The organism is Delftia sp. BGA-UO-ETr-SB1, assembly GCF_059567865.1.
In genome coordinates this window covers 158267-177949 of record NZ_JCAQOW010000004.1, presented here as the reverse complement: position 1 = coordinate 177949, position 19683 = coordinate 158267, and the positions used below count along the sequence as shown (strand labels likewise).

Sequence of the window (19683 nt, the reverse complement as noted above, 5' to 3'; positions counted from 1 at the left end):
ACAGGCGATCAGGCAGCTGCAGCTTGCCCCCGCAGCCGTGGCAGGGCCAGCCACTGCCCGTCGATGGCGCGGATGCGCAGCCGGTGCTCGAACACGGCCTCCAGCGCCGCATGCGTGGCCGCGTCGGCGCAGGCGCCCTGGTGCAGCACCTGCCCCTTGTCGAGAATGACCAGTTCCTGGGCCTGCAAGGCCATCGATATCTCGTGTAGCACGCTGACCACGGTGCAGCCCTGGGTGACCAGGGCCTGCACGCATTCGAGCCAGTCGGCCTGGTGTGGCGGGTCGAGGTTGGCCAGGGGTTCGTCCATCAGCAGCACGCGGGCCTGCACGGCCAGGGCGCGCGCCAGCAGCACGCGCTGGCGCTCCCCGCCCGAGAGACTGCCCACGCTGCGCATGCGCCAGTCCCAGCCCTGGGTCTGGCGCAGGGCCTGCTCCACGGCGGCATGGTCTGCCTGGCTGGGCGCAGCCAGCCAGCCCTGGTGCGGCAGGCGGCCCAGCATGACCACGTCATGGACCCGCATGTCGCCGGCCACGGGCTGGTTCTGGCCCAGCCAGGCGAGCGAGCAGGCCCGTTCGCGCGCACTCCATTGCCGCAGCGGGCGGCCCAGGAGCTCCACCTCGCCTTGCACGCCAGCGCCGGACTCCATGCCTGCCAGGGCGCGCAGCAGCGTGGATTTCCCGGCGCCATTGGGGCCGACGATGGCGGTCCAGCGGCCGGCGGGCAGGGCCAGGTTCAGGCCGCCCAGGACCTGTCGATCGCCCAGGCGAACCTTCAGGGCGCGCGCTTGCAGGGCGGGGGCCAGTGCCGTCATGCGCCCTCCCCGCCGCGCAGGGCGTGGCGGCGGTGCATGAGCCACAGCAGGTAGCTGCCGCCCAGCAGGGCCGTGAGTGCGCCCACGGGCAGCTCCTGCGGGGCGATGAGCCAGCGCGCCAGCAGGTCGGCTGCCAGCAGCAGCACGGCACCCATGCCCGCGCTGAGCACCAGCAGCCAGCGGTGCATGGACCGCACCATGGAGCGCACCAGATGCGGCGCGGCCAGGCCGACGAAGGCGATCAGCCCGGTCTGCGCCACGGCCGTGCCCGTGGCCAGGGCCAGCAGCAAGATAAGCACCATGCGCAGCGGCGCCAGCGGCAGGCCCAGGCTGTGGGCCGTGGCCTCGCCCAGGGACAGGCCGTCGAGCACGCGGCCCAGGCACCAGGCGACCAGGGCGGTGGCCAGCAGCACGGCCAGCATCAGCGCGCAGGCGCCCCAGCCGATGAAGGAGGTGCTGCCCAGCATGAAGGCCTGCATGGCCTGCATGATGTCCGGGTTCATCAGCAGCACCAGCGATGCGGCCGCGCCCAGAACCACCCCCACCACCACCCCGGCCAGCAGCAGGCGCATGGTGTTGTGCACGCCCTGGGCCAGCACCAGGGTCAGCAGCACGGCCAGGGCCGCGCCCGCAAAGGCCGCGCCCGTGACACCCAGACGTGCCAGGCCCGCCAGTGCGAAGGGCGAGGCGCCCAGCGCCGCCATGCTCAATGCAACGCCCAGCGAGGCGCCGGAGGCGCTGCCCAGCAGATAGGGATCGGCCAGCGGATTGCGGAACACGCCCTGGGCGATGGCCCCGGCCAGCCCCAGCAGGCCGCCGGCCAGCCACGCGCCCGCCGTGCGGGGCAGCCGGATCTCGGTGACGATCTGCCAGGACAGCGGATCGCTGCGCGCCGCCCACACGCTCTCCCAGCCCGTGCTGCCCACGCCCGCGCCCAGCAGCATGAGCAGGGCACTCACGACCAGCAGGGCCAGTGCCATCCAGGGCGCAGCCAGGCCGCTGTGGTGCCTGCGGGCCGGCCTCACCGTGCGGCCCCGTTCAGGCAACGCGCCATCAGCGCAGCGCCCTCGGCGATGCGCGGGCCGGCGCGCACCAGCACGTCCAGCTCAGCCGGCACAAAGCGGCAGACGCGCCCGGCTTGCATGGCACGCAGGCGGCCCCAGCCCGGATAGGGCTCGCCCGATGTGCCCAGGCTGCGGTCGCCGCCCAGGATGAAGTCCGGATCGGCGCGCACCACGAATTCAGGGTTGATGCGCGGGAACGGCCCCAGCTGCGCACCCACGATGTTGCGCATGCCCAGGCGCGCCAGGGTCTCGCCAATGAACGAAGACTCGCCCGCGGCAAAAGGGCCGCGGTTGACCTCGAAATACACGGTCTGCCCGCGCAGCGCGGGGGCCATGCTGCGCTCCACCTCCTGCATGCGCGCCTCGATGGCGGACCAGACACGGTCGGCACCCTGCGCGGGCGGCAGGTCCAGCAACTGGCCCACGGTGCGCAGCACGGCCTGCGCATCGGCATGGGTGCGCGGCTCCAGCGCCACGACCTTGAGGCCCAATGCCTGCAGCCGCGCCACCGAGCGCGATGCCATGGACACCAGCACCAGATCGGGCTTGAGCGCGACGATGGCCTCGATATTGGGGTCCATGCCGCCGCCCACCACAGGCAGGGTCTTCACATGGGCCGGCCAGTTCGAATAGCGGTCCACGCCAACCAGGCGCTGGCAGCCGCCCAGCTCGCACACGGTCTCGGTCAGCGAGGGCAGCAGGCTGACGATGCGCTGCGGCGGCTGTGGCAGCTCCACCGGAACGCCCCGCCCGTCCGTGACCCGGATGGCAGCCTGCGCCGCAGACAGCGCCAGTGCCAACGCCAGGCCCCACAGGGCGGGACGCCATGGCCTCACGGCTGCGGGCCCTTGAGCGCCAGCGGCAGGCCGGCGCACATCAGCGTGACGGTTTCACAGCTTTGCGCCGCACGCTGGTTGAGCACACCCAGCGCATCCACAAAGGCCCTCACCTGCGATCCCAGCGGGATCACGCCCAGGCCGATCTCGTTGCCGACCAGGATCACCGGGCCGGGCGCAGCTTGCAAGGCGGCCAGAAAGGCCGTGCATTGGCCCTCCCATCCGCGCGCCAGTTCCTCGGAAGGCTGGGCCGGCATCATCCAGTTGGTCAGCCACAGCGTCAGGCAGTCCACCACCAGCAGGCGCTGCGGCGTGCTGTGCCGCGCAAGCATGGCGGCCAGATCCAGCGGCTCCTCAAGCGTGGCCATGCCGGGCACGCGCTCGGCGCGGTCGCGCCGGTGGCGGGCGATGCGCTCGCGCATTTCGTCGTCCCAGGGCTGGCCGGTGGCGATCAGCGCGGCCTCGCGGTCCAGGGCGCCATCGAGCCAGGCGCGGGCCAGCAATTCGGCACGGCGCGACTTGCCGCTTTTCTGGCCGCCCAGAATGAGTTGGCTGCGCGCAAGCGAATAGGTGGAGATCTGGTCGGTCATGACGCCTGGCCTGCGGGAATGTCAGCGCCCAGCAGCGCCGCCACGGCGCGTGGCTGCGAGGCAAACCAGGCATGGAAATAGCTGGCGTGCACGCTGCCCTGGCGGTACAGCGCCTCGCCCCGGTCGGGCTGGGGAGCCTGGCCGGGGCGGCTGCTGCGCCCGGCCTCGGCCATGGACGTGTCCAGCCGGCTGTAGTGGAAGGTATGGCCGCGCAACAGGCCCCAGGGCGTGGGCAGTTGCTGCATGCCCAGGCCGGCCAGGCGTGGCTGCATGCGCGCATGGCCGGGCAACAGGCCCCAGAGGTCCGTGGTCCGGCCCGCAGTGTCGGTCAGTCGTTCGCACAGCGCGAGCATACCGCCGCACTCGGCCCAGACCGGCCGGCCGGCTGCCACGTGGGCGGCAATGTCACCGCGCAGCGCGGCATGGGCGGCCAGCGCGTCCAGGTGCAGTTCCGGATAGCCGCCGGGCAGCCATAGCGCATCGCACTGCGGCAGGCGCTCTGCGGCCAGGGGCGAGAAGAAGGCAATCCGCGCACCCATGGAACGCAGGCAGTCGAGGTTGGCCTGGTAGATGAAGCTGAAGGCCGCATCACGCGCCACCGCCACGGTGCGGCCCGCCAGCCAGGGCTGCACGGCTTCGGCAGGTTCCGGGCACGGTTCAAAGTCCACGGACCAGTCCTGCCAGCTGGCGCCCTGCCCGGCTTCGGCCTGCCAGGGCAACTGGCCCAGCGGCGTGGCCAGCAGAGCATCGGCGGCCACGTCCAGGCGCTGCAGGGCATCGTCCAGCTCATGCGCGGCGACCAGGCCCAGGTGCCGCTCGGGCAGCAGCGAGGTGGCGCCTGCACCCTGCACCCGCGCCAGCGCGCCCAGCCACAGCGAAGGCTCGCGCAGGCCGGCACGCAGCAGGTCGGCATGGTGGGCGCTGCCCACGCGGTTGGCCAGCAGGCCGGCCCAGCGCAGGCCAGGCCGGTAGTGCTGCAGGCCATGGGCCAGTGCGCCAAAGGTGCCGGCCATGCCCGAGGCGTCGATCACGGCCAGCACCGGCAGGCCCAGCCGCTCGGCCACATCGGCCGCGCAGGGTGTGCCGTCGAACAGGCCCATGACGCCTTCCACCAGGATGAGGTCGGCCTCGCAGGCGGCGGCGTGCAAGCGCGCGCGCATGTCAGCCTCGCCCGTCATCCACAGATCGACGCTGTGCACGGGCGCGCCGCTGGCCAGCTCGTGCCAGTGCGGGTCCAGGAAGTCAGGGCCGCACTTGAACACGCGCACGCGGCGCCCCTGGCGCGCATGCAGCCGCGCCAGCGCAGCCGTCAGCGTGGTCTTGCCCTGGCCCGAGGCCGTGGAAGTGATCAGCAGCGCCGGGCAGCGTGCCCCGCCCCGGCCAAGGTCAATATTCATGTGTATTTGTTTGCTCCGTGCGACGCTGCCTTGAACCGGCCGCTCCGCCAACGCGGCGCATTGTAGTGCGCACCCCCGCCGTATCCGCACCCGACCCGCACCGCGCCCGCAACCAATGCTTACGCATTACACCCCGCCGAAGCAGACGCGTCCTACACATGGCGCTACGATTTTGTGAGACAGTCTGCCGCCTGCGCTCGAATACCTGAGCACGGCGCTGACGTCAAGCCTTCTAAGCCCCCCTGCTATCAGGTTTCCTCGGATACTTCCACGGAATGCGCTCACTTCGTTCGCACGTCCTACAATCTCAGCGTCTATGACCTCCCAGACTTCCCTCGACCACATTGCAGAGCGCGTGGAGCGCCTGCTGGTTCGCCACGAGGAACTGCAACGCACGAATGCGCTACTCGCCGAACAGGTGGCGGCCCTGACCCAGGAGCGTGATTCACTGCGCTCGCGGCTCAACGCCGCACGGGCCCGCGTCGATGCCCTGATCGAGCGCCTGCCCTCCAACCAGGGGGCTTGACCCCCTTCGCAACCGCCGACGCCCCGAACGCCCATGAAGCAGATCGAAGTGCAAATCCTGCAGCAAAGCTATGTGCTGACCTGCCCCGATGGCCAGGAAGAGCGTCTGCTCGAGGCCGTGCGCCGTGTGGACACGGCCATGACCCGGATCCGCGACAGCGGCAAGGTCCGCTCGCGCGAGCGCGTGGCCGTGCTGTCCGCGCTGAACATGGCCTTCGACGTGCTGGACCGCGAAGCGCAGGAAAGCGCCATGGCCACGGCCCAGGCCGAAATGCAGTCCCTGCATGACGAGGTCACGTCGCAGCATGCCGCCCAGTCCCTGCCACCCGAGCCCAGCCCCGAGGAACTGGCCGAGCGCCAGCGCCAGCAGGCCCTTGCCGAGCAACTGGTGCTGCGCCTGGACCAGGCCCTGGAAAGCGATGCACGGCTGCTCTGAGCCGCCACAACCCCGCCCATGCAACGGCCTCTTCGGAGGCCGTTTTTCATGGCATCGGCCATGTCAATGGAAAGTCCATGCCGTTCAAAGAACTTGATTGCGGGCCTGCCCAATCGCCGTAGAATGGAGGCGTCTGCAAACCCGCCGGGCTTTATAGTTCCTTGGACCAATGCTCTATGAGCCCGGGCTTGGTACATTGCCATTCGAGCGTGATCGTCTCGCGTTAGATGAACCCAACGTCTGGCTGCCCTTGCCCCCCTGAACCCCGGTTCAGGATGACGGCCCGGTGGTCTTTGCAGACACCTGATTCCAACCCGGCGCACCTCCACGGTGCGCCGGGTTTTTTGTTGCCCTCCCCTCCCCGCCCATCCACTACCGACCTTCTGCCGCATGCCTGACCTGCTGTTTCTCGAACTGGCCCTGCTGGGCCTGTGCTCCGGTTTCCTGGCCGGCCTGCTGGGAGTGGGCGGCGGCATGGTGCTCGTGCCGTTTCTGACCTACTTCCTCGACAAGCGCGGGGTCGGCCCCGACCTGTCCGTGAAGATGGCGATCGCCACGGCCATGGCCACCATCGTGTTCACCTCGATCTCCAGCCTGCGCGCCCACCATGGGCGCGGCGCCGTGCGCTGGGACATCGTGCGCAGCCTGGCGCCGGGCATCATCACGGGCGGCCTGCTCGCCAGCCTGGGCGTTTTCGCGCTGCTGCGCGGCAAGTACCTGGCACTGTTCTTTGGCGTGTTCATCGGCTACATGGCGCTGCGCATGCTGCGCAGCAACAGCCAGCCCACGGCCACGCGCGCCCTGCCCGGCCCGCTGGGGCTGTACGGCGCGGGTACGGGCCTGGGCTTCATCTCGGGGCTGGTGGGTGCGGGCGGGGCCTTCATCAGCGTGCCCTTCATGATGCGCTGCTCGGTGCCCATGCACATGGCAGTGGGCACCAGCGCGGCACTGGGGTTTCCGATTGCCGTGGTGAATGCGGCGGGCCTGATCTTCACCGGCGCGGGCGACGCCGGGCGCCCCGAATACTCGCTGGGCTACCTGTGGCTGCCGGCCCTGCTGGCCCTGGCCTGCTGCAGCGTGCTGACGGCACCGCTGGGGGCACGGGCCGCGCACCGGCTGCCCGTGGGCCAGCTCAAGCGCATCTTTGCCACGCTGCTGTTCGGCCTGGCGGCCTACATGCTCTGGAAGGGCTTGAGCGCAGGCAGCTGAGCGCTCGCGGCCTGGGCCATTCTCTGCCGGTAGGCGATGGCGCCAATGCCGGCGCGCTGGGCCTGCAGGCATTCGCCGAACTGCTCGCGCGGCAGGCCAGGCGCACACAGAAAGCCCTGGAAGTAGTGGCCCTGCATGCGGTGGATGGCCGTCAGCTGCTCGTGCGTTTCCACGCCCTCGGCCACGATCTCCACGCCCAGCGCCAGACCCAGGCTGATGATGGCGCCGACGATGGCCTGGTCGCCCTCGTCGCTGGGCAGGCCGCGCACGAAGCTCTGGTCGATCTTGATCTTGGAGATGGGCAGCTTCTTCAGGTAGGCCAGGTTGGAGTAGCCGGTGCCGAAGTCGTCAATCACCATGCCCACGCCGAGATCGGCGATCTGGCATACGCGCAGCGCCATGTCCTGGGCGTCCTGCAGCAAGATGCTTTCCGTCAGCTCCAGCTCCAGCAGCTGGGGTGTCAGGCCGTAGCTGCGCAGCAGCTCGGTCACCCGCTCGACAAAACCTGACTGGCGGAACTCCAGCGCCGACACGTTGACCGAGACCTTGATGGGCATGCCCTGCTGCTGCCAGCGTGCAGCCTCCTGCACGGCCTGCTCCATGACCCAGGCGCCCAGCGTGACGATGTAGCCCGACTCCTCGGCCAGCGGGATGAAGACACCCGGCGAGACCACGCCGAATTCGGGATCGGTCCAGCGCAGCAGCGCCTCGGCCGCGACGATGCGGTCGCTGTCTATGTGCACCTGGGGCTGGAAGTAGACCGCCATGCGGCCATGCTCCAGCGCCTGGCGCATGGCGTGCTCCAGCTTCATGCGCGACAGCAGGCCGGCGCTCATCTGCGGCTGGTAGAAGCTGAAATGGCCCCGGCCCCGTTCCTTGACGCGGTACATGGCGGTGTCGGCCTGGCGGATCAGCTCATCCAGCGTGAGGCCATCGGCCGGGTACTGGGCCACGCCGATGCTGCACTGCACGGAGAAACCCAGGCCGTCGAGCAGGAAGGGGCGCTCCATCTCCTGCAGGATGCGCTTGGCCACCGAAGCGGCCAGCTCGGCGTTGCAGCCCTGCAGATAGAGCACGAACTCGTCGCCACCCAGGCGGCACAGGATGTCCACGGGCCGCATGCAGTCACTCAGACGCTGCGCGACCAGCTTGAGCACGCGGTCGCCGAACTGGTGGCCCAGCGAGTCGTTGATGATCTTGAAGCGGTCCAGGTCGATGAACAGGATGCTGAACACCGTGCCGCCTGCGCGCGCGGCCTCGATGGCTGCATCCACGCGCTCCGTCAGGTTCAGGCGGTTGGGCAGGCCGGTGAGCGCGTCGCTGTAGGCCAGCTGTTCAATGCGCTGCTGGGCCACGCGCTGCTGCGTGAGGTCGCGCATGAAGCCGATGCTCTGCACCACGTCGCCCTGCGCGTTGCGCAGCGGCACCCAGGACAGGCGCACGGCGCAGCGCGCGCCGCCGGCCTGGCGCAGCCACAGGTCGCCCTCCCAGAAGCCGCCCTGGTGCCACTGGATGCGGGCCAGGTCGCCCAGGGTGTCGGCCTGGCCTTCGGAGGCCTCGAACAGCGACTCCACCGTGCGCCCCTGCACGGGCATGCCGCCCAGCAGGCGTTCGCAGGCCGGGTTGGTGCGGGCCACATCCATGTAGCCGTCGGCAATGAAGATGCCGTCCAGGCTGGATTCGAAGACGCGCGCTGCCAGCTCCAGGCCCGCCTGGGTCTGGGCCTCGGCCGTGATGTCGCGGAAGGAAAAGATCCGCCCCATGGGCAGGCCCCGGCGCAGCTGGGGCACGGCGCGGCGCTCCAGGATGCGGCCGTCGCGCAGGTCCAGCACGTCGGCCGCCTCCATCAGGGGCTGGGCCGACAGCAGCTTCAACTGGCGCGCATAGGATTCGGCATCGCGCACCTGGCTGGCCAGGTGGTCGAGGATGGCCACGTCGTTGCGGCGCACCAGCAGCGCCTCGGGAATGCCCCAGAGCGTGGCAAAGCGGTGGTTGAAGGCGCGGATGCGGCCATCGGGATCGCAGACCAGGATGGCGTCGGCCGCGGACTCCAGCGTGGCGCGCAACTCGCCCAGCAGGCTCTCGAACTCGGCCTCGTGCAAGGCCTGCTCGCGCCGGTCCAGCATGCTGACCAGCAGCACCTCGCCGTCGAGCGCGCGCACGCGCATCTCCACGGGCGCCAGCTGGCCATCGGCGCGGCGCACCTCGGCAATGAACTGGGCTCCGGCCTGCCAGTTGAAGGGATCGCTCCAGAAAGCCTGCTGCTGCGGCGTGGCGGCCAGCACCTGCACGGGCAGGCCCGGGGCCGCATCGGCCTCATAGCCGGTGACGGATTCGCTGGCAGCGTTGGCGCGCAGCACCTTCAGGGTGCGCGCATCGATCAGCCACAGGGCCTCCTGCAGTGCATCCAGCAGGCGGGGCCAGGCGCGGTTGAGCGCTTGCTTGTTCAAGACGCCACCTTCGGTGGATCCAACTCCACCGCCCGTTCAAAGTAATAGCAGACACGCCGGCGCGGCGACAGGTAGTCCAGCGCATCGCGCGGCAGCTGCGCGGGCGCCACTCCCCGGCGTATGCCCAGCTCGGGAAACAGCTCCAGCGCCAGCACGGGCGCCTGCGCGGCGGGCACGCCGGCATCGTGCACCATCACCGAGGGTTTGAGCGGGCGTGATGCATTCACGGACATGACCATGGCATGGCGCCCATCGGTCAGCTCCACCACCGAGCCCGGGGGGAACACACCCATCATGCGGATGAAGCCATTGAGCACGGGCGCGGCGAACTTGTCGCGCAGCCGGCTGAACAGCATGGACAGGGCCTCGTGCGGCGTATGCGGCGTCTGCGCATCGCCGGGATTGCACAGGCGGTCGTAGCTGTTGACCAGGGCCAGGATCTGGCCCGTGAGTTCCATGTCTTCGGCCACCAGGCTCAGCGGGAACCCCGTGCCGTCGGCCCATTCATGGTGCTGGGCGATGGCCGTGGTGACCTGGGCCGACAGGCCCATGCGCATGGCAATGGCCACGGATTCGCCCACATGGCGCTCGTAGCGCTCGCGCAGGGCGTCGGGCACGGAAGGCTCCAGGGCCAGGCCGTGCATGCCTTCGACACCGGCCACGGGCTTGCCCGCGTCATGCAGCAGCGCCGCCAGGCCCAGGTCGCGCAGCAGCGATTCCTGCAGGCCCAGGGCCCGGCCCAGCAGCAGGCTGAGCACGGTCACGTTGACGGCATGCACGCTCTGGCTGCTGCCCACGCCATCGGACAGCAGGTGAATGGCCACGTCCTGCGGGCCCGCCAGTTCGGCCAGGCAGCCATCGACCAGGGCCTCGGTGGGCATGCGCGCCTGCTCGGGCGCGCTGGCGATGGTGGTCTCTATGGCCACATAGCCGCGCTCCACCTTCTGAAAGCGCGCATTGCAGTCCTCCAGCCGGCCGCGCCAGTCGGGCACGGACAGCAGCAGCGGTGCTGGCGCAGGTTCGGTGGGTGCAGGCTCGGGGGCCACCACGACGGGCGGCAGCTCCTGCGGCGGCGGGGTGCGCACCTCGGCGGGCCAGGTGTCGCTTTTGTGCGGGACACAGCGCACCACCTCCAGGCCCAGGGATTTCAGGGTCTGGATCTGTGCGCTGGAGGTGATCTTGAAGCTGCTGACCGGAAAGGGATGGTTCAGCCACCCAACATCGAGCTGGACAAACATGCCCGGACGGAGGTCTCGGATATCGATGAGGACGGAATGGTTCACGCGCGGCAACGGCCCCGAGGCTGAAGGAATCGGCAATATGTAAGCCGATGATTCGGGCATTATCTCCAGTTCTGAGGGCCTCGCAGCCAATCCGCGGCCCCAGGTGCCAAGTCTGGCCTCAGCTGTTGCTCAACGGCACCAGAGGCTGGGCTTGTAGATCAGGTCCATCCACAGCGCCCAGACGGCCACGCCCACCAGCATCAGGCCGGCCAGGCGCGTGCCCCATTCGGCGCGCAGGCCGTTCAGGCGCTGCCGGCCCAGCCGCCACAGCCAGGGGCCGGCCACCAGCCACAGCCCGCTGCCCACGCCAAAGGCCGCCATGGCCAGCGCGCCCTGCAACGGGCCGCCGCTGAGCGCGGCGACCAGCACGGCCGAATACAGCAGTCCGCAAGGCATGAGCGCCCAGGCATAGCCTGCCGCCAACGTGCCGCCCGGCGCCGACACCCAGGGCTGCACGCGCCGCCAGGCAGCGCGGCCGGCAGACTCCAGCCAGGCGGGCTGGCGGGCCTGCACCATCATGGCAAGGCCCCAGGCCATCACGGCGACATGGGTCAGCGTCCAGAACGGCTGCAGCGCCGTGGTCTGGCTGGTGATCCAGGACAGGCTCTCCATGGCCAGGGCCGAGGCAGCGCCCAGGCTGGCATAGCCGGCCAGACGGCCGCCGTGGAACAGCGCCGTGCGCAGCCACAGCCGGCTTTGCAATCCATGCACTGCCACCACCTGCGAGCCGCCGCCCTGCCCCGCCCCACCCGTGACCACGCCGCAGGGCGCAGCGCACATGGCAAGGCAATGGGGCCCGCCGACGAGCCCCATGATCAAAGCGGTCCAGAGCAGCGACAACAGCATGGGGCCTAGATGATCCTCGAAAACCGCGCCCGGTTCTTGTCCGCCTGCAGATATCGGTCAAACAGCATGGCCACGCCGCGCACGAAGTACCAGCCCATGGGAGTGACCTGGAAGCCCTCGTCGCTGATCTGCACCAGGCCCTTGGCCTGCAGGTCCTCCAGGGCCGCCATCTCGGGCGCGAAGTACTCGCGAAAGCCCAGCAGCCATGCCTGCTCCATGGGCTCGAACAGCACGGCGCCCTGGCACATGATGGCCATGATGACGGCGCGGCGCACCAGGTCGTCGCGCGACAGCGCCAGGCCCCGCACCACGGGCAGGTGGCTGGCGTCGATGGCGTCGTAGTACTCCTCCAGCGTCTTGGCGTTCTGGCTGTAGCTGGCACCCACCTTGCCGATGGCCGACACGCCCAGCGCAATCAGGTCGCAGTCGGGCTGGGTGCTGTAGCCCTGGAAGTTGCGGTGCAGCCGGCCCTGGCGCTTGGCCACGGCCAGCGAGTCCTCGGGCAGGGCGAAGTGGTCCATGCCCACGTAGACATAGCCACCGTCCATGAACGCGGCGATGGAACGCGACAGCATGGCCAGCTTGTCGGCCCCCTGGGGCAGATCCTCGGCCGCAATGCGCCGCTGCGGCTTGAAGCGCTCGGGCAGGTGGGCATAGGCATAGAGCGCGATGCGGTCGGGCCGCAGCGCGTTGACCTGGGCCAGCGTGCGCTCGAAGGATTCGGGCGTCTGCTTGGGCAGGCCGTAGATCAGGTCCACGTTGATGGAGGCAAAGCCCAGCTGCCGCGCGGCCGCCACCAGCTCGAACACCTGCTCTGCCGGCTGCACGCGGTGCACGGCGATCTGCACCTGTTCGTCGAAGTCCTGCACGCCGAAGCTCAGGCGGTTGAAGCCCAGCTCCTTGAGCACGGCCAGGCGCTCGACGCTGACGGTGCGCGGATCGACCTCGATGGAGTACTCGCCACCCGGCTCCAGCTTGAAATGCTCGCGCAACAGGCCCATCAGCGTGCGCAGCTCGTCGTCGGAGAAGAAGGTGGGCGTGCCGCCGCCCAGGTGCAGCTGGCTGACGGTCTGGCCCTTGCCGCAATGGGCCGTGTGCAAGGCCATCTCGCGCGCCAGGTAGTCCAGGTAGACGGCGGCGCGATCGTGGTGGCGCGTCACGATCTTGTTGCAGGCGCAGTAGTAGCAAAGCGACTCGCAAAAGGGCACGTGCACATACAGCGACAAAGGCATGGCACGCGCTGCGGTACTCGATTTGCGTTGTTGCAGCGCCAGGATATAGTCCTCTGCACCAAAGGCCTCGACAAAGCGGTCGGCGGTAGGGAACGAGGTGTATCGGGGCCCCGGTACGTCAAAGCGACGCAGCAGCTCTGGGGTGACAGCGGTCATGGGTTTTTTCCTCTAATACCTCGACTGTGCCGCAGCACATCGGTCATGTCCTTGACTCATATCAAGAGTTGTTTGAGGGACTGCTGCGACAATTTGATCCAACTCATCGCAATCCACGAGGTCACCGCCGGCACGCTGTGTGCCGCTGATGTTTATCACTCCATGAACCTTCAGACCATCAAAGCCTCCTGCTCCAACTGCAACCTGCGCGAACTGTGCATGCCCATGGGCCTGGATGCCGAGCAGATGCAGCGCATCGACGACATCGTGGCCACGCGCCGCAAGGTCAAGCGCGGAGGCCTGCTGTTTCGCAACGGCGAGACATTCACCTCGCTGTACGCCATCCGCACCGGCTTCTTCAAGACCTGCGTGGCCACCGAGGACGGACGCGACCAGGTCACGGGCTTTCAGATGGCCGGCGAGATCATCGGCCTGGACGGCATCGTCAACGACCACCACACCTGCGATGCCGTCGCGCTGGAAGACGCCGAAGTCTGCGTCATGCCCTTCGACAAGCTGGAAGACCTGTCGCGCGAGGTCACGGCCCTGCAAAACCATGTGCACAAGGTCATGAGCCGCGAGATCGTGCGCGAACACGGCGTGATGCTGCTGCTGGGCAGCATGCGCGCCGAGGAGCGCCTGGCCGCCTTCGTGCTCAACCTGGTGCAGCGCCTGCATGCGCGGGGCTTTTCCAAGTCGGAACTGGTGCTGCGCATGACGCGCGAGGAAATCGGCAGCTACCTGGGCCTGAAGCTGGAGACGGTGAGCCGCACCTTCTCCAAGTTCGCGGACGACAACATCATCGAGGTGCGCCAGCGCCATCTGCGCATCCTGGACACGGAGGCGCTCAAGCGCATCGTCAACAGCCAGCAGTGCCAGTGAGCCTGCGAGGGCGGCAAGCATTCATCCGCCAATGAACAAGGCCCGCGACAGCGGGCCTTGTTCATTGCGGCGGGCTCTCGCTCAGTCCCGCCCCAGCCCCTGCATGGCCAGGTCCGGGTCGGGCTCGGAGACCACGCCGTCATTGAGATCGCGGGCCGAGCGGCCCAGCATGGTGGTCATCAGGCTGGAGAGCATGGTCACGCCCCAGAAGGCGAAGAAGGCCAGCGTGTAGATGCCCTGGCGCGACCAGCCCAGGTCGCCGAGCCAATGCAGCTCCAGCGGGTCCACAAAGGCAAAAACCAGCATCTCCATCACGGCGGCTGCCAGAAAGGCAGGCCAGGCAATCCACATCCAGCGTTGGGCCAACATCAGCGATCTCCTTGTGCTGTCGAGGGGTCGCCTTCATTGTGCGCCGCGCCAACGCATGGCGCCAAGCCCCGCAGCGCCCTGCACGCCTGTAGGAAACCCTCACCCGTCGCGCATGCCGGAGATGCGATCCGCCATGCAAAAAGGCCGCGACTGCGGCCTCTTGCAGGGGTGCACGGCGATCAGCGGTCCGTGGGGTGATCGTGCGCGGGCGTGGCCGCATGGTTGCGGCCGGTGACGGCGGGCGCCATGCTCTTGGGCACTTCGCGCATGCCATCGGCACGCTCGTTGATCGTGATGCCGTTGCGGTAGTAGTCGGGGTCGATCACGGGATCGGCGCCATTGATGGCGATGATGGCCGTGATCACGGCAGCGACCACCACGGCCGCCGGGCCGGCCACCACCAGCCAGACATGGCCGAACTTCCACCAGGGCTTGCCGGCGTCGGGGTGCGAGGGAGCCTGCGCGGGCGCGGACACTGCGGGACTGGAAGACATGGGAAACCTCTTTCTTTCAGGCGGCAGGCGCGGACCGTGCCGCGCCTGCCAGGAACATCACCGGGGCACCAGGAAGACGGCCTTTTCGGACGCGCGTCCCGCGCCTGAATGCACGGCATCGATATCGAAGAATACGGTGTGCGAGCCCGGCTCGGCCGAACCGTAGGGAATCTGCAGGCGCGCCGCAATGCCGCGCGTCTCGGCCGGGCCGACCTCGACTTCCTGCTCGGACGCCAGCTCCAGCCCATCGAGGCCATGGGCGCTGATGCGGTAGCGCTGGGCCTGCTCGGTGGCATTCATGATCTGCAGGCGGTAGACATTCTCCAGCTTGCCGCCCGCCACGATGCGCGACAGCGAGGCGCGGTCGCGGATCACGTCCACCTTGACCGACTGGCGCAGCGCAAGGCTCACGATCATGGCCACGCTCAAGCCGATCAGCACGGCCGAGTAGATCAGCACGCGCGGACGGAAGATGCGGCGCAGCACCTGGGCACGCCGCCACAGGCCGGCCATGGCGTTCTGCGTGGTCAGGCGGATCAGGCCGCGCGGGTACTCCATCTTGTCCATGATGGAATTGCAGGCGTCTATGCACAGGCCGCAGCCAATGCATTCGTATTGCAGGCCGTTGCGGATGTCGATGCCCACGGGGCAGACCTGCACGCACATCTTGCAGTCGATGCAGTCGCCCAGGCCCTGGGCCTTGTAGTCCACCTTCTTGGTGCGCGGCGCACGCGGCTCGCCCCGGCCCGTGTCGTAGCTGACGATCATGGTGTCCCGGTCGAACATGGCGCTCTGAAAGCGCGCATAGGGGCACATGTACTTGCAGACCTGCTCGCGCATGTAGCCCGCGTTGCCATAGGTGGCAAAGCCGTAGAACAGCACCCAGAACATCTGCCAGCTGCCCTGCAGCGCCAGCAGCTCGCCGCCCAGTTCGCGGATGGGCACGAAGTAGCCCACGAAGGTGAAGCCGGTCCACAGCGCAATGGCGATCCACAGCAACTGCTTGAGCGACTTCTTCCAGGCCTTCTCGAAGGTCCAGCCGTTCTTGTCCAGCCGCATGCGCGCGCTGCGGTCGCCTTCGACCTTGCGCTCCACCCACATGAAGATCTCGGTATAGACCGTCTGCGGGCACGAGAAGCCGCACCACAGGCGCCCGGCCACGGCCGTGAACAGGAACAATGCCAGCGCCGAGATGATCAGCAGGCCCGCCAGGTAGATGAAGTCCTGCGGGTACAGCACCAGCCCGAAGAGATAGAAGCGCCGCGTTCCGAGGTCGAACAGCACCATCTGGCGCTGGCCCCACTCCAGCCAGGGCAGGCCGTAGAAAACCAGTTGGGTAAGAAACACCAGGGCCCATCGCCAGCGTGCGAAGACACCGCTGATGGAGCGCGGGTAGACCTTCTTTTCCGACTCGAACATCGACACCAGCTCGCCCGGATCAGGCGTGGCCGGCGTGATCGGAATGACTTTGCGGGGAGGCTTCCCGGTGTCATCCCCGCTCTCGGGCTTCATGGTGGGTTCCTTTGTTTTTTTGAAATATCTGAAAACTCAAAACGCAAAAAGGCGGCGCCGCAGCGCCGCCCCCGTGCTTACTGACGGACTGCGCCGTCTTTGTGCGACATGCCCCAGACATAGGAAGCAAGCACCGCGATCTGCGCCTCGGTCAGCTTGTCCTTCTGGGCAGGCATCTCGTTGTGCTTGCCGTTGTTGATCATGGCCGTGATGGCGGCCTCGCCCCAGCCGTGCAGCCAGATGTCATCGGTCAGGTTGGGCGCGCCCAGGGCCTGGTTGCCCTTGCCGTCCATGCCGTGGCAGGCAGCGCAGGCCGTGAACTTGGACTTGCCCAGCGAAGCCTTGAGCGAGTCGTGCGGGCTGCCCGACAGGCTCAGCACATAGTGCGAGAGATTGCGCACATCGTCGGGCGTGCCGACGGCAGCGGCCATGGGCGGCATGATGCCGATGCGGCCGCCCGTGATGGTTTCCCTGATCTTCTCGGGCGTGCCGCCATGCAGCCAGTCGCCATCGGTCAGGTTGGGGAAGCTCTTGCCGCCGCGTGCATCCGAGCCGTGGCACTGTGCGCAGTTGTTCATGAACAGGCGCTCGCCGATGGCCATGGCCTGGGGGTCCTTGGCCATGTCTTCGGTGCTCATGCTCGTGAACTTGGCGTACAGCGGCTCCAGGTCCGCGCGGGCCTTGGCCATCTCGTTTTCATAGGCGCCCAGCTGCGTCCAGCCCAGCTTGCCCGCGAACGAGCCCAGGCCCGGATAGGCCGCCAGGTAGGCGAAGCCGAACACCGAGGTGATGATGAACAGCCACATCCACCACTTGGGCATGGGGTTGTTCAGCTCGCGCAGGTCCTCGTCCCAGACGTGGCCCGTGGTGTTGTCGGCCGAGGGGACCACCTTCTTGCGTGCGGTGAGATACAGCAGCAGCAGGCAGCCGATGATGCCGCCCAGCGTGATCGCCGTGACATAGATCGACCAGAAGTTGTTTACGAAATCGCTCATGGGAAGTTCTCGTTCTGGTGGAGGGACTCAGTCTTGCTCGAACGGCAGCTGGGCGGCCTCGTCGAAACGGGCCTGGTTGCGGCGGGCGAACGCCCACCACCAGATGCCGATGAAGCAGGCCAGCGAGGCCAGCGTGGCCACGATGCGCATGGTGGTGATGTCCATGTCGCTCTCCTTTACTTGACCGAACGGCCCAGGACCTGCAGGTAGGCGATGACGGCGTCCATTTCCGTCTTGCCCTTGACCTGCTCGGCAGCGCCGCTGATTTCCTCGTCGCTGTAGGGCACGCCCACCTTGCGCAGCGCGCTCATGTGCTGGGCGACCACGGTGTCATCCACCTTGTTCTTTTCCAGCCAGGTGTAGGCAGGCATGTTGGACTCGGGCACCACGTCGCGCGGGTTGTTCAGGTGGATGCGATGCCATTCGTCGCTGTACTTGCCGCCCACGCGGTGCAGGTCGGGACCCGTGCGCTTGGAACCCCACTGGAAGGGGTGGTCATAGACGAACTCGCCAGCCACCGAGTAGTGGCCGTAGCGCATGGTCTCGGCGCGGAAGGGGCGGATCATCTGCGAGTGGCAGTTGTAGCAGCCCTCGCGCAGATAGACGTCGCGGCCCATCAGCTGCAGCGGCGTGTAGGGCTTGAGGCCCGCCACCGCTTCCGTGGTCGACTTCTGGAAGAACAGCGGAACGATTTCCACCATGCCGCCGACGGCTACCACCAGCAGGGTCAGCACGATCAGCAGGAAATTGTTGGTTTCCACCTTCTCGTGGGAAAAGCTCTTGGGAGCGCTATTGTTGTGATCGGACATGAGTAATGCTCCTAGACGCTCAGGCGTGGGCCACGACGGCAGGCACGGCCACCTTCACCGAACGGCCCGAGATCGCGGTCTTCCAGGTGTTCCACAGCATGACCAGCATGCCGCCCAGGTACAGCAGGCCACCGGCCACGCGGATCACGTAGAACGGATAGCTGGCCTTGACGCTTTCGACGAAGGTGTAGGTCAGCGTGCCATCGGGATTGACGGCGCGCCACATCAGGCCCTGCATCACACCGGCGATCCACATCGCGGCGATGTACAGCACGATGCCGATGGTGGCCATCCAGAAGTGCAGTTCGATGGCGCCCACCGAGTGCATCTTGGTCTTGCCGAACAGGCGCGGGATCAGGTAGTACAGCGAGCCCATGGTGATCAGGCCCACCCAGCCCAGGGCGCCCGAGTGAACGTGGCCCACGGTCCAGTCCGTGTAGTGCGACAGCGCGTTGACGGTCTTGATGGACATCATCGGACCTTCGAACGTGGACATGCCGTAGAACGACAGCGACACGATCAGGAAGCGCAGGATGGGGTCGTCGCGCAGCTTGTGCCATGCGCCCGACAGCGTCATCACGCCGTTGATCATGCCGCCCCAGCTGGGAGCCAGCAGGATCAGCGAGAACACCATGCCCACGGACTGCGTCCAGTCGGGCAGCGCGGTGTAGTGCAGGTGGTGAGGACCCGCCCACATGTATGTGAAGATCAGCGCCCAGAAGTGGACGATGGACAGGCGGTAGCTGTAGACCGGACGGCCAGCCTGCTTGGGGATGAAGTAATACATCATGCCCAGGAAGCCTGCGGTCAGGAAGAAGCCCACGGCGTTATGGCCGTACCACCACTGCACCATCGCGTCCTGCACGCCGGCGTAGGCCGAGTAGCTCTTCATCCAGCCGGCCGGAATGGCCGCGCTGTTGACGATGTGCAGCAGTGCCACGGCGATGATGAAGGCGCCGAAGAACCAGTTGGCCACATAGATGTGACGGACCTTGCGGATGCCGATGGTTCCGAAGAACACGATGGCATACGAGACCCAGGTCACGGCGATCAGCAGGTCGATCGGCCACTCCAGCTCGGCGTACTCCTTGCCCTGGGTGTAGCCCAGCGGCAGGCTGATGGCGGCGGCGACGATGACGATCTGCCAGCCCCAGAAGGTCAGGCTGGCCAGCTTGGGCATGAACAGCCGCGTCTGGCAGGTGCGCTGCACCACGTAGTAGCTGGTTGCGAACAGCGCCGATCCGCCAAAGGCAAAGATCACGGCGTTCGTGTGCAGCGGACGCAGGCGTCCGTAGCTCAGCCATGGAATGCCGAAGTTGAGTTCCGGCCAGGCCAGCTGCGAGGCGATCAACACCCCGACAGCCATGCCTACCACCCCCCAGACGACGGCCATGATAGAGAACTGCCTTACGACGGAATCGTCGTAATAGACAGCGTTTTTATTTGAACTATCCATCGTGCACCCCTTAGATTGCTATCAAAGTGTTACGTTCTTCGCTCCCGGGCGTGTTGACCCACGTCAATCGTCCCGAAGAATGCGCTCACCCTCTTGCTCCACACTCTCGAACTGCCCGCGATACACGGCCCACCACAGGGCCGCAAGGATGGCCAGCACCAGCACCACCGACAGCGGGATCAGCAAATACAAAATATCCATGGTCAGTTCCCCGTGGCGCTGACGCGCCACGCCTTGCCCCCAAAACGGGCGCGATCCAGCTCAGTGACACCGAGCAAGAGCCGCCTCGCGGCGAAGGTGTCGTTCCCCTCCCGCGAAGCGAGAGAGGGG

The 19683-nt window shown here is 67.6% G+C and carries 21 protein-coding genes; 4 read left to right on the top strand and 17 right to left on the bottom strand.

All coding sequences use genetic code 11. The features are described 5' to 3' along the window. Positions 1-8: 8 nt before the first annotated feature. The 5 genes from AC57B5_RS01315 to AC57B5_RS01295 are packed head-to-tail and all read right to left on the bottom strand — an operon-like array spanning position 9 to position 4699. Positions 9-812, bottom strand: a complete 804-nt coding sequence (locus tag AC57B5_RS01315; RefSeq protein ID WP_496398545.1) for an ABC transporter ATP-binding protein — start codon at positions 810-812, stop codon at positions 9-11. Next, the gene (locus AC57B5_RS01310) at positions 809-1792 is read right to left on the bottom strand and encodes a FecCD family ABC transporter permease (RefSeq protein WP_199139119.1); all 984 of its coding nucleotides are present in this window, start codon (positions 1790-1792) and stop codon (positions 809-811) included. Before AC57B5_RS01310 ends, AC57B5_RS01315 begins: the two co-directional genes overlap by 4 nt. 41 nt (positions 1793-1833) lie before the next feature. Further along, the gene (locus AC57B5_RS01305; RefSeq protein WP_496398544.1) at positions 1834-2712 is read right to left on the bottom strand and encodes an ABC transporter substrate-binding protein; all 879 of its coding nucleotides are present in this window, start codon (positions 2710-2712) and stop codon (positions 1834-1836) included. Continuing rightward, positions 2709-3302, bottom strand: a complete 594-nt coding sequence (locus tag AC57B5_RS01300; RefSeq protein WP_013803219.1) for a bifunctional adenosylcobinamide kinase/adenosylcobinamide-phosphate guanylyltransferase — start codon at positions 3300-3302, stop codon at positions 2709-2711. Before AC57B5_RS01300 ends, AC57B5_RS01305 begins: the two co-directional genes overlap by 4 nt. Then, positions 3299-4699, bottom strand: coding sequence for a cobyrinic acid a,c-diamide synthase CobB (locus AC57B5_RS01295; RefSeq protein ID WP_043781464.1), 1401 nt, complete (start codon positions 4697-4699; stop codon positions 3299-3301). The genes AC57B5_RS01300 and AC57B5_RS01295 overlap by 4 nt, the downstream gene beginning before the upstream one ends. Positions 4700-5015: 316 nt before the next feature. On the opposite strand from AC57B5_RS01295, the gene AC57B5_RS01290 reads away from it, so the two are divergent. From AC57B5_RS01290 to AC57B5_RS01280, 3 genes are all read left to right on the top strand, one after another. Next, complete coding sequence (locus AC57B5_RS01290) at positions 5016-5225, top strand: hypothetical protein (RefSeq protein WP_012204637.1); 210 nt, start codon at positions 5016-5018, stop codon at positions 5223-5225. Between the two features lie 33 nt (positions 5226-5258). Continuing rightward, a complete protein-coding gene (locus AC57B5_RS01285; protein WP_012204636.1) occupies positions 5259-5660 on the top strand; it encodes a cell division protein ZapA in 402 nt (133 codons plus the stop codon). 390 nt (positions 5661-6050) lie between these two features. Further along, the gene (locus tag AC57B5_RS01280) at positions 6051-6869 is read left to right on the top strand and encodes a sulfite exporter TauE/SafE family protein (RefSeq protein ID WP_012204635.1); all 819 of its coding nucleotides are present in this window, start codon (positions 6051-6053) and stop codon (positions 6867-6869) included. Here AC57B5_RS01280 and AC57B5_RS01275 read toward each other — a convergent pair. From AC57B5_RS01275 to hemN, 4 genes are all read right to left on the bottom strand, one after another. Continuing rightward, a complete protein-coding gene (locus tag AC57B5_RS01275) occupies positions 6833-9319 on the bottom strand; it encodes a bifunctional diguanylate cyclase/phosphodiesterase (protein WP_013803222.1) in 2487 nt (828 codons plus the stop codon). The genes AC57B5_RS01280 and AC57B5_RS01275 overlap by 37 nt on opposite strands. Further along, positions 9316-10662, bottom strand: coding sequence for a cyclic di-GMP phosphodiesterase (locus tag AC57B5_RS01270; protein ID WP_071954957.1), 1347 nt, complete (start codon positions 10660-10662; stop codon positions 9316-9318). The genes AC57B5_RS01275 and AC57B5_RS01270 overlap by 4 nt, the downstream gene beginning before the upstream one ends. Before the next feature lie 69 nt (positions 10663-10731). Continuing rightward, positions 10732-11448, bottom strand: coding sequence for a sulfite exporter TauE/SafE family protein (locus tag AC57B5_RS01265; protein WP_496398543.1), 717 nt, complete (start codon positions 11446-11448; stop codon positions 10732-10734). 5 nt (positions 11449-11453) lie between these two features. Then, a complete protein-coding gene (gene hemN / locus AC57B5_RS01260; RefSeq protein ID WP_034391810.1) occupies positions 11454-12836 on the bottom strand; it encodes an oxygen-independent coproporphyrinogen III oxidase in 1383 nt (460 codons plus the stop codon). Between the two features lie 162 nt (positions 12837-12998). Between hemN and fnr the strand changes: the two genes are divergently transcribed. After that, a complete protein-coding gene (fnr, locus tag AC57B5_RS01255) occupies positions 12999-13718 on the top strand; it encodes a fumarate/nitrate reduction transcriptional regulator Fnr (protein WP_034391808.1) in 720 nt (239 codons plus the stop codon). Between the two features lie 81 nt (positions 13719-13799). Here fnr and AC57B5_RS01250 read toward each other — a convergent pair whose 3' ends face one another. The 8 genes from AC57B5_RS01250 to ccoS form a co-directional block, all read right to left on the bottom strand. Beyond that, positions 13800-14087, bottom strand: a complete 288-nt coding sequence (locus AC57B5_RS01250; protein ID WP_013803226.1) for a hypothetical protein — start codon at positions 14085-14087, stop codon at positions 13800-13802. Between the two features lie 179 nt (positions 14088-14266). Further along, the gene (locus AC57B5_RS01245) at positions 14267-14581 is read right to left on the bottom strand and encodes a FixH family protein (RefSeq protein ID WP_486640132.1); all 315 of its coding nucleotides are present in this window, start codon (positions 14579-14581) and stop codon (positions 14267-14269) included. Positions 14582-14638: 57 nt separating this feature from the next. Further along, entirely contained in the window at positions 14639-16093 is a 1455-nt protein-coding gene (gene ccoG / locus AC57B5_RS01240; protein ID WP_013803227.1) for a cytochrome c oxidase accessory protein CcoG, read from the bottom strand. 77 nt (positions 16094-16170) lie between these two features. Then, positions 16171-17088, bottom strand: a complete 918-nt coding sequence (gene ccoP / locus AC57B5_RS01235) for a cytochrome-c oxidase, cbb3-type subunit III (RefSeq protein WP_012204626.1) — start codon at positions 17086-17088, stop codon at positions 16171-16173. Between the two features lie 27 nt (positions 17089-17115). After that, positions 17116-17253: a cbb3-type cytochrome oxidase subunit 3 gene (locus tag AC57B5_RS01230; protein WP_012204625.1), complete on the bottom strand. Its 138-nt coding sequence runs from the start codon at positions 17251-17253 to the stop codon at positions 17116-17118. An 11-nt stretch (positions 17254-17264) separates the two neighbouring features. Beyond that, positions 17265-17897 carry a cytochrome-c oxidase, cbb3-type subunit II gene (gene ccoO / locus AC57B5_RS01225; protein WP_012204624.1) on the bottom strand — a complete coding sequence of 211 codons (633 nt, stop codon included), beginning with the start codon at positions 17895-17897 and terminating at the stop codon, positions 17265-17267. Between the two features lie 19 nt (positions 17898-17916). Beyond that, a complete protein-coding gene (gene ccoN, locus AC57B5_RS01220) occupies positions 17917-19353 on the bottom strand; it encodes a cytochrome-c oxidase, cbb3-type subunit I (RefSeq protein WP_012204623.1) in 1437 nt (478 codons plus the stop codon). Positions 19354-19416: 63 nt separating this feature from the next. Beyond that, positions 19417-19554: a cbb3-type cytochrome oxidase assembly protein CcoS gene (gene ccoS, locus AC57B5_RS01215; RefSeq protein ID WP_013803228.1), complete on the bottom strand. Its 138-nt coding sequence runs from the start codon at positions 19552-19554 to the stop codon at positions 19417-19419. Between the last annotated feature and the right edge of the window lie 129 nt (positions 19555-19683).

Coding starts and splice junctions, on each gene's coding strand:
- AC57B5_RS01310 (WP_199139119.1), bottom strand. CDS start 1,792: ATGGCACTGGCCCTGCTGGTCGTGAGTGCCCTGCTCATGCTGCTGGGC.
- ccoS (WP_013803228.1), bottom strand. CDS start 19,554: ATGGATATTTTGTATTTGCTGATCCCGCTGTCGGTGGTGCTGGTGCTG.
- AC57B5_RS01265 (WP_496398543.1), bottom strand. CDS start 11,448: ATGCTGTTGTCGCTGCTCTGGACCGCTTTGATCATGGGGCTCGTCGGC.
- ccoN (WP_012204623.1), bottom strand. CDS start 19,353: ATGGATAGTTCAAATAAAAACGCTGTCTATTACGACGATTCCGTCGTA.
- ccoP (WP_012204626.1), bottom strand. CDS start 17,088: ATGAGCGATTTCGTAAACAACTTCTGGTCGATCTATGTCACGGCGATC.
- ccoG (WP_013803227.1), bottom strand. CDS start 16,093: ATGAAGCCCGAGAGCGGGGATGACACCGGGAAGCCTCCCCGCAAAGTC.
- AC57B5_RS01270 (WP_071954957.1), bottom strand. CDS start 10,662: ATGCCCGAATCATCGGCTTACATATTGCCGATTCCTTCAGCCTCGGGG.
- fnr (WP_034391808.1), top strand. CDS start 12,999: ATGAACCTTCAGACCATCAAAGCCTCCTGCTCCAACTGCAACCTGCGC.
- AC57B5_RS01245 (WP_486640132.1), bottom strand. CDS start 14,581: ATGTCTTCCAGTCCCGCAGTGTCCGCGCCCGCGCAGGCTCCCTCGCAC.
- AC57B5_RS01300 (WP_013803219.1), bottom strand. CDS start 3,302: ATGACCGACCAGATCTCCACCTATTCGCTTGCGCGCAGCCAACTCATT.
- AC57B5_RS01315 (WP_496398545.1), bottom strand. CDS start 812: ATGACGGCACTGGCCCCCGCCCTGCAAGCGCGCGCCCTGAAGGTTCGC.
- AC57B5_RS01295 (WP_043781464.1), bottom strand. CDS start 4,699: ATGAATATTGACCTTGGCCGGGGCGGGGCACGCTGCCCGGCGCTGCTG.
- AC57B5_RS01250 (WP_013803226.1), bottom strand. CDS start 14,087: ATGTTGGCCCAACGCTGGATGTGGATTGCCTGGCCTGCCTTTCTGGCA.
- AC57B5_RS01285 (WP_012204636.1), top strand. CDS start 5,259: ATGAAGCAGATCGAAGTGCAAATCCTGCAGCAAAGCTATGTGCTGACC.
- ccoO (WP_012204624.1), bottom strand. CDS start 17,897: ATGTCCGATCACAACAATAGCGCTCCCAAGAGCTTTTCCCACGAGAAG.
- AC57B5_RS01280 (WP_012204635.1), top strand. CDS start 6,051: ATGCCTGACCTGCTGTTTCTCGAACTGGCCCTGCTGGGCCTGTGCTCC.
- hemN (WP_034391810.1), bottom strand. CDS start 12,836: ATGACCGCTGTCACCCCAGAGCTGCTGCGTCGCTTTGACGTACCGGGG.
- AC57B5_RS01230 (WP_012204625.1), bottom strand. CDS start 17,253: ATGGACATCACCACCATGCGCATCGTGGCCACGCTGGCCTCGCTGGCC.
- AC57B5_RS01290 (WP_012204637.1), top strand. CDS start 5,016: ATGACCTCCCAGACTTCCCTCGACCACATTGCAGAGCGCGTGGAGCGC.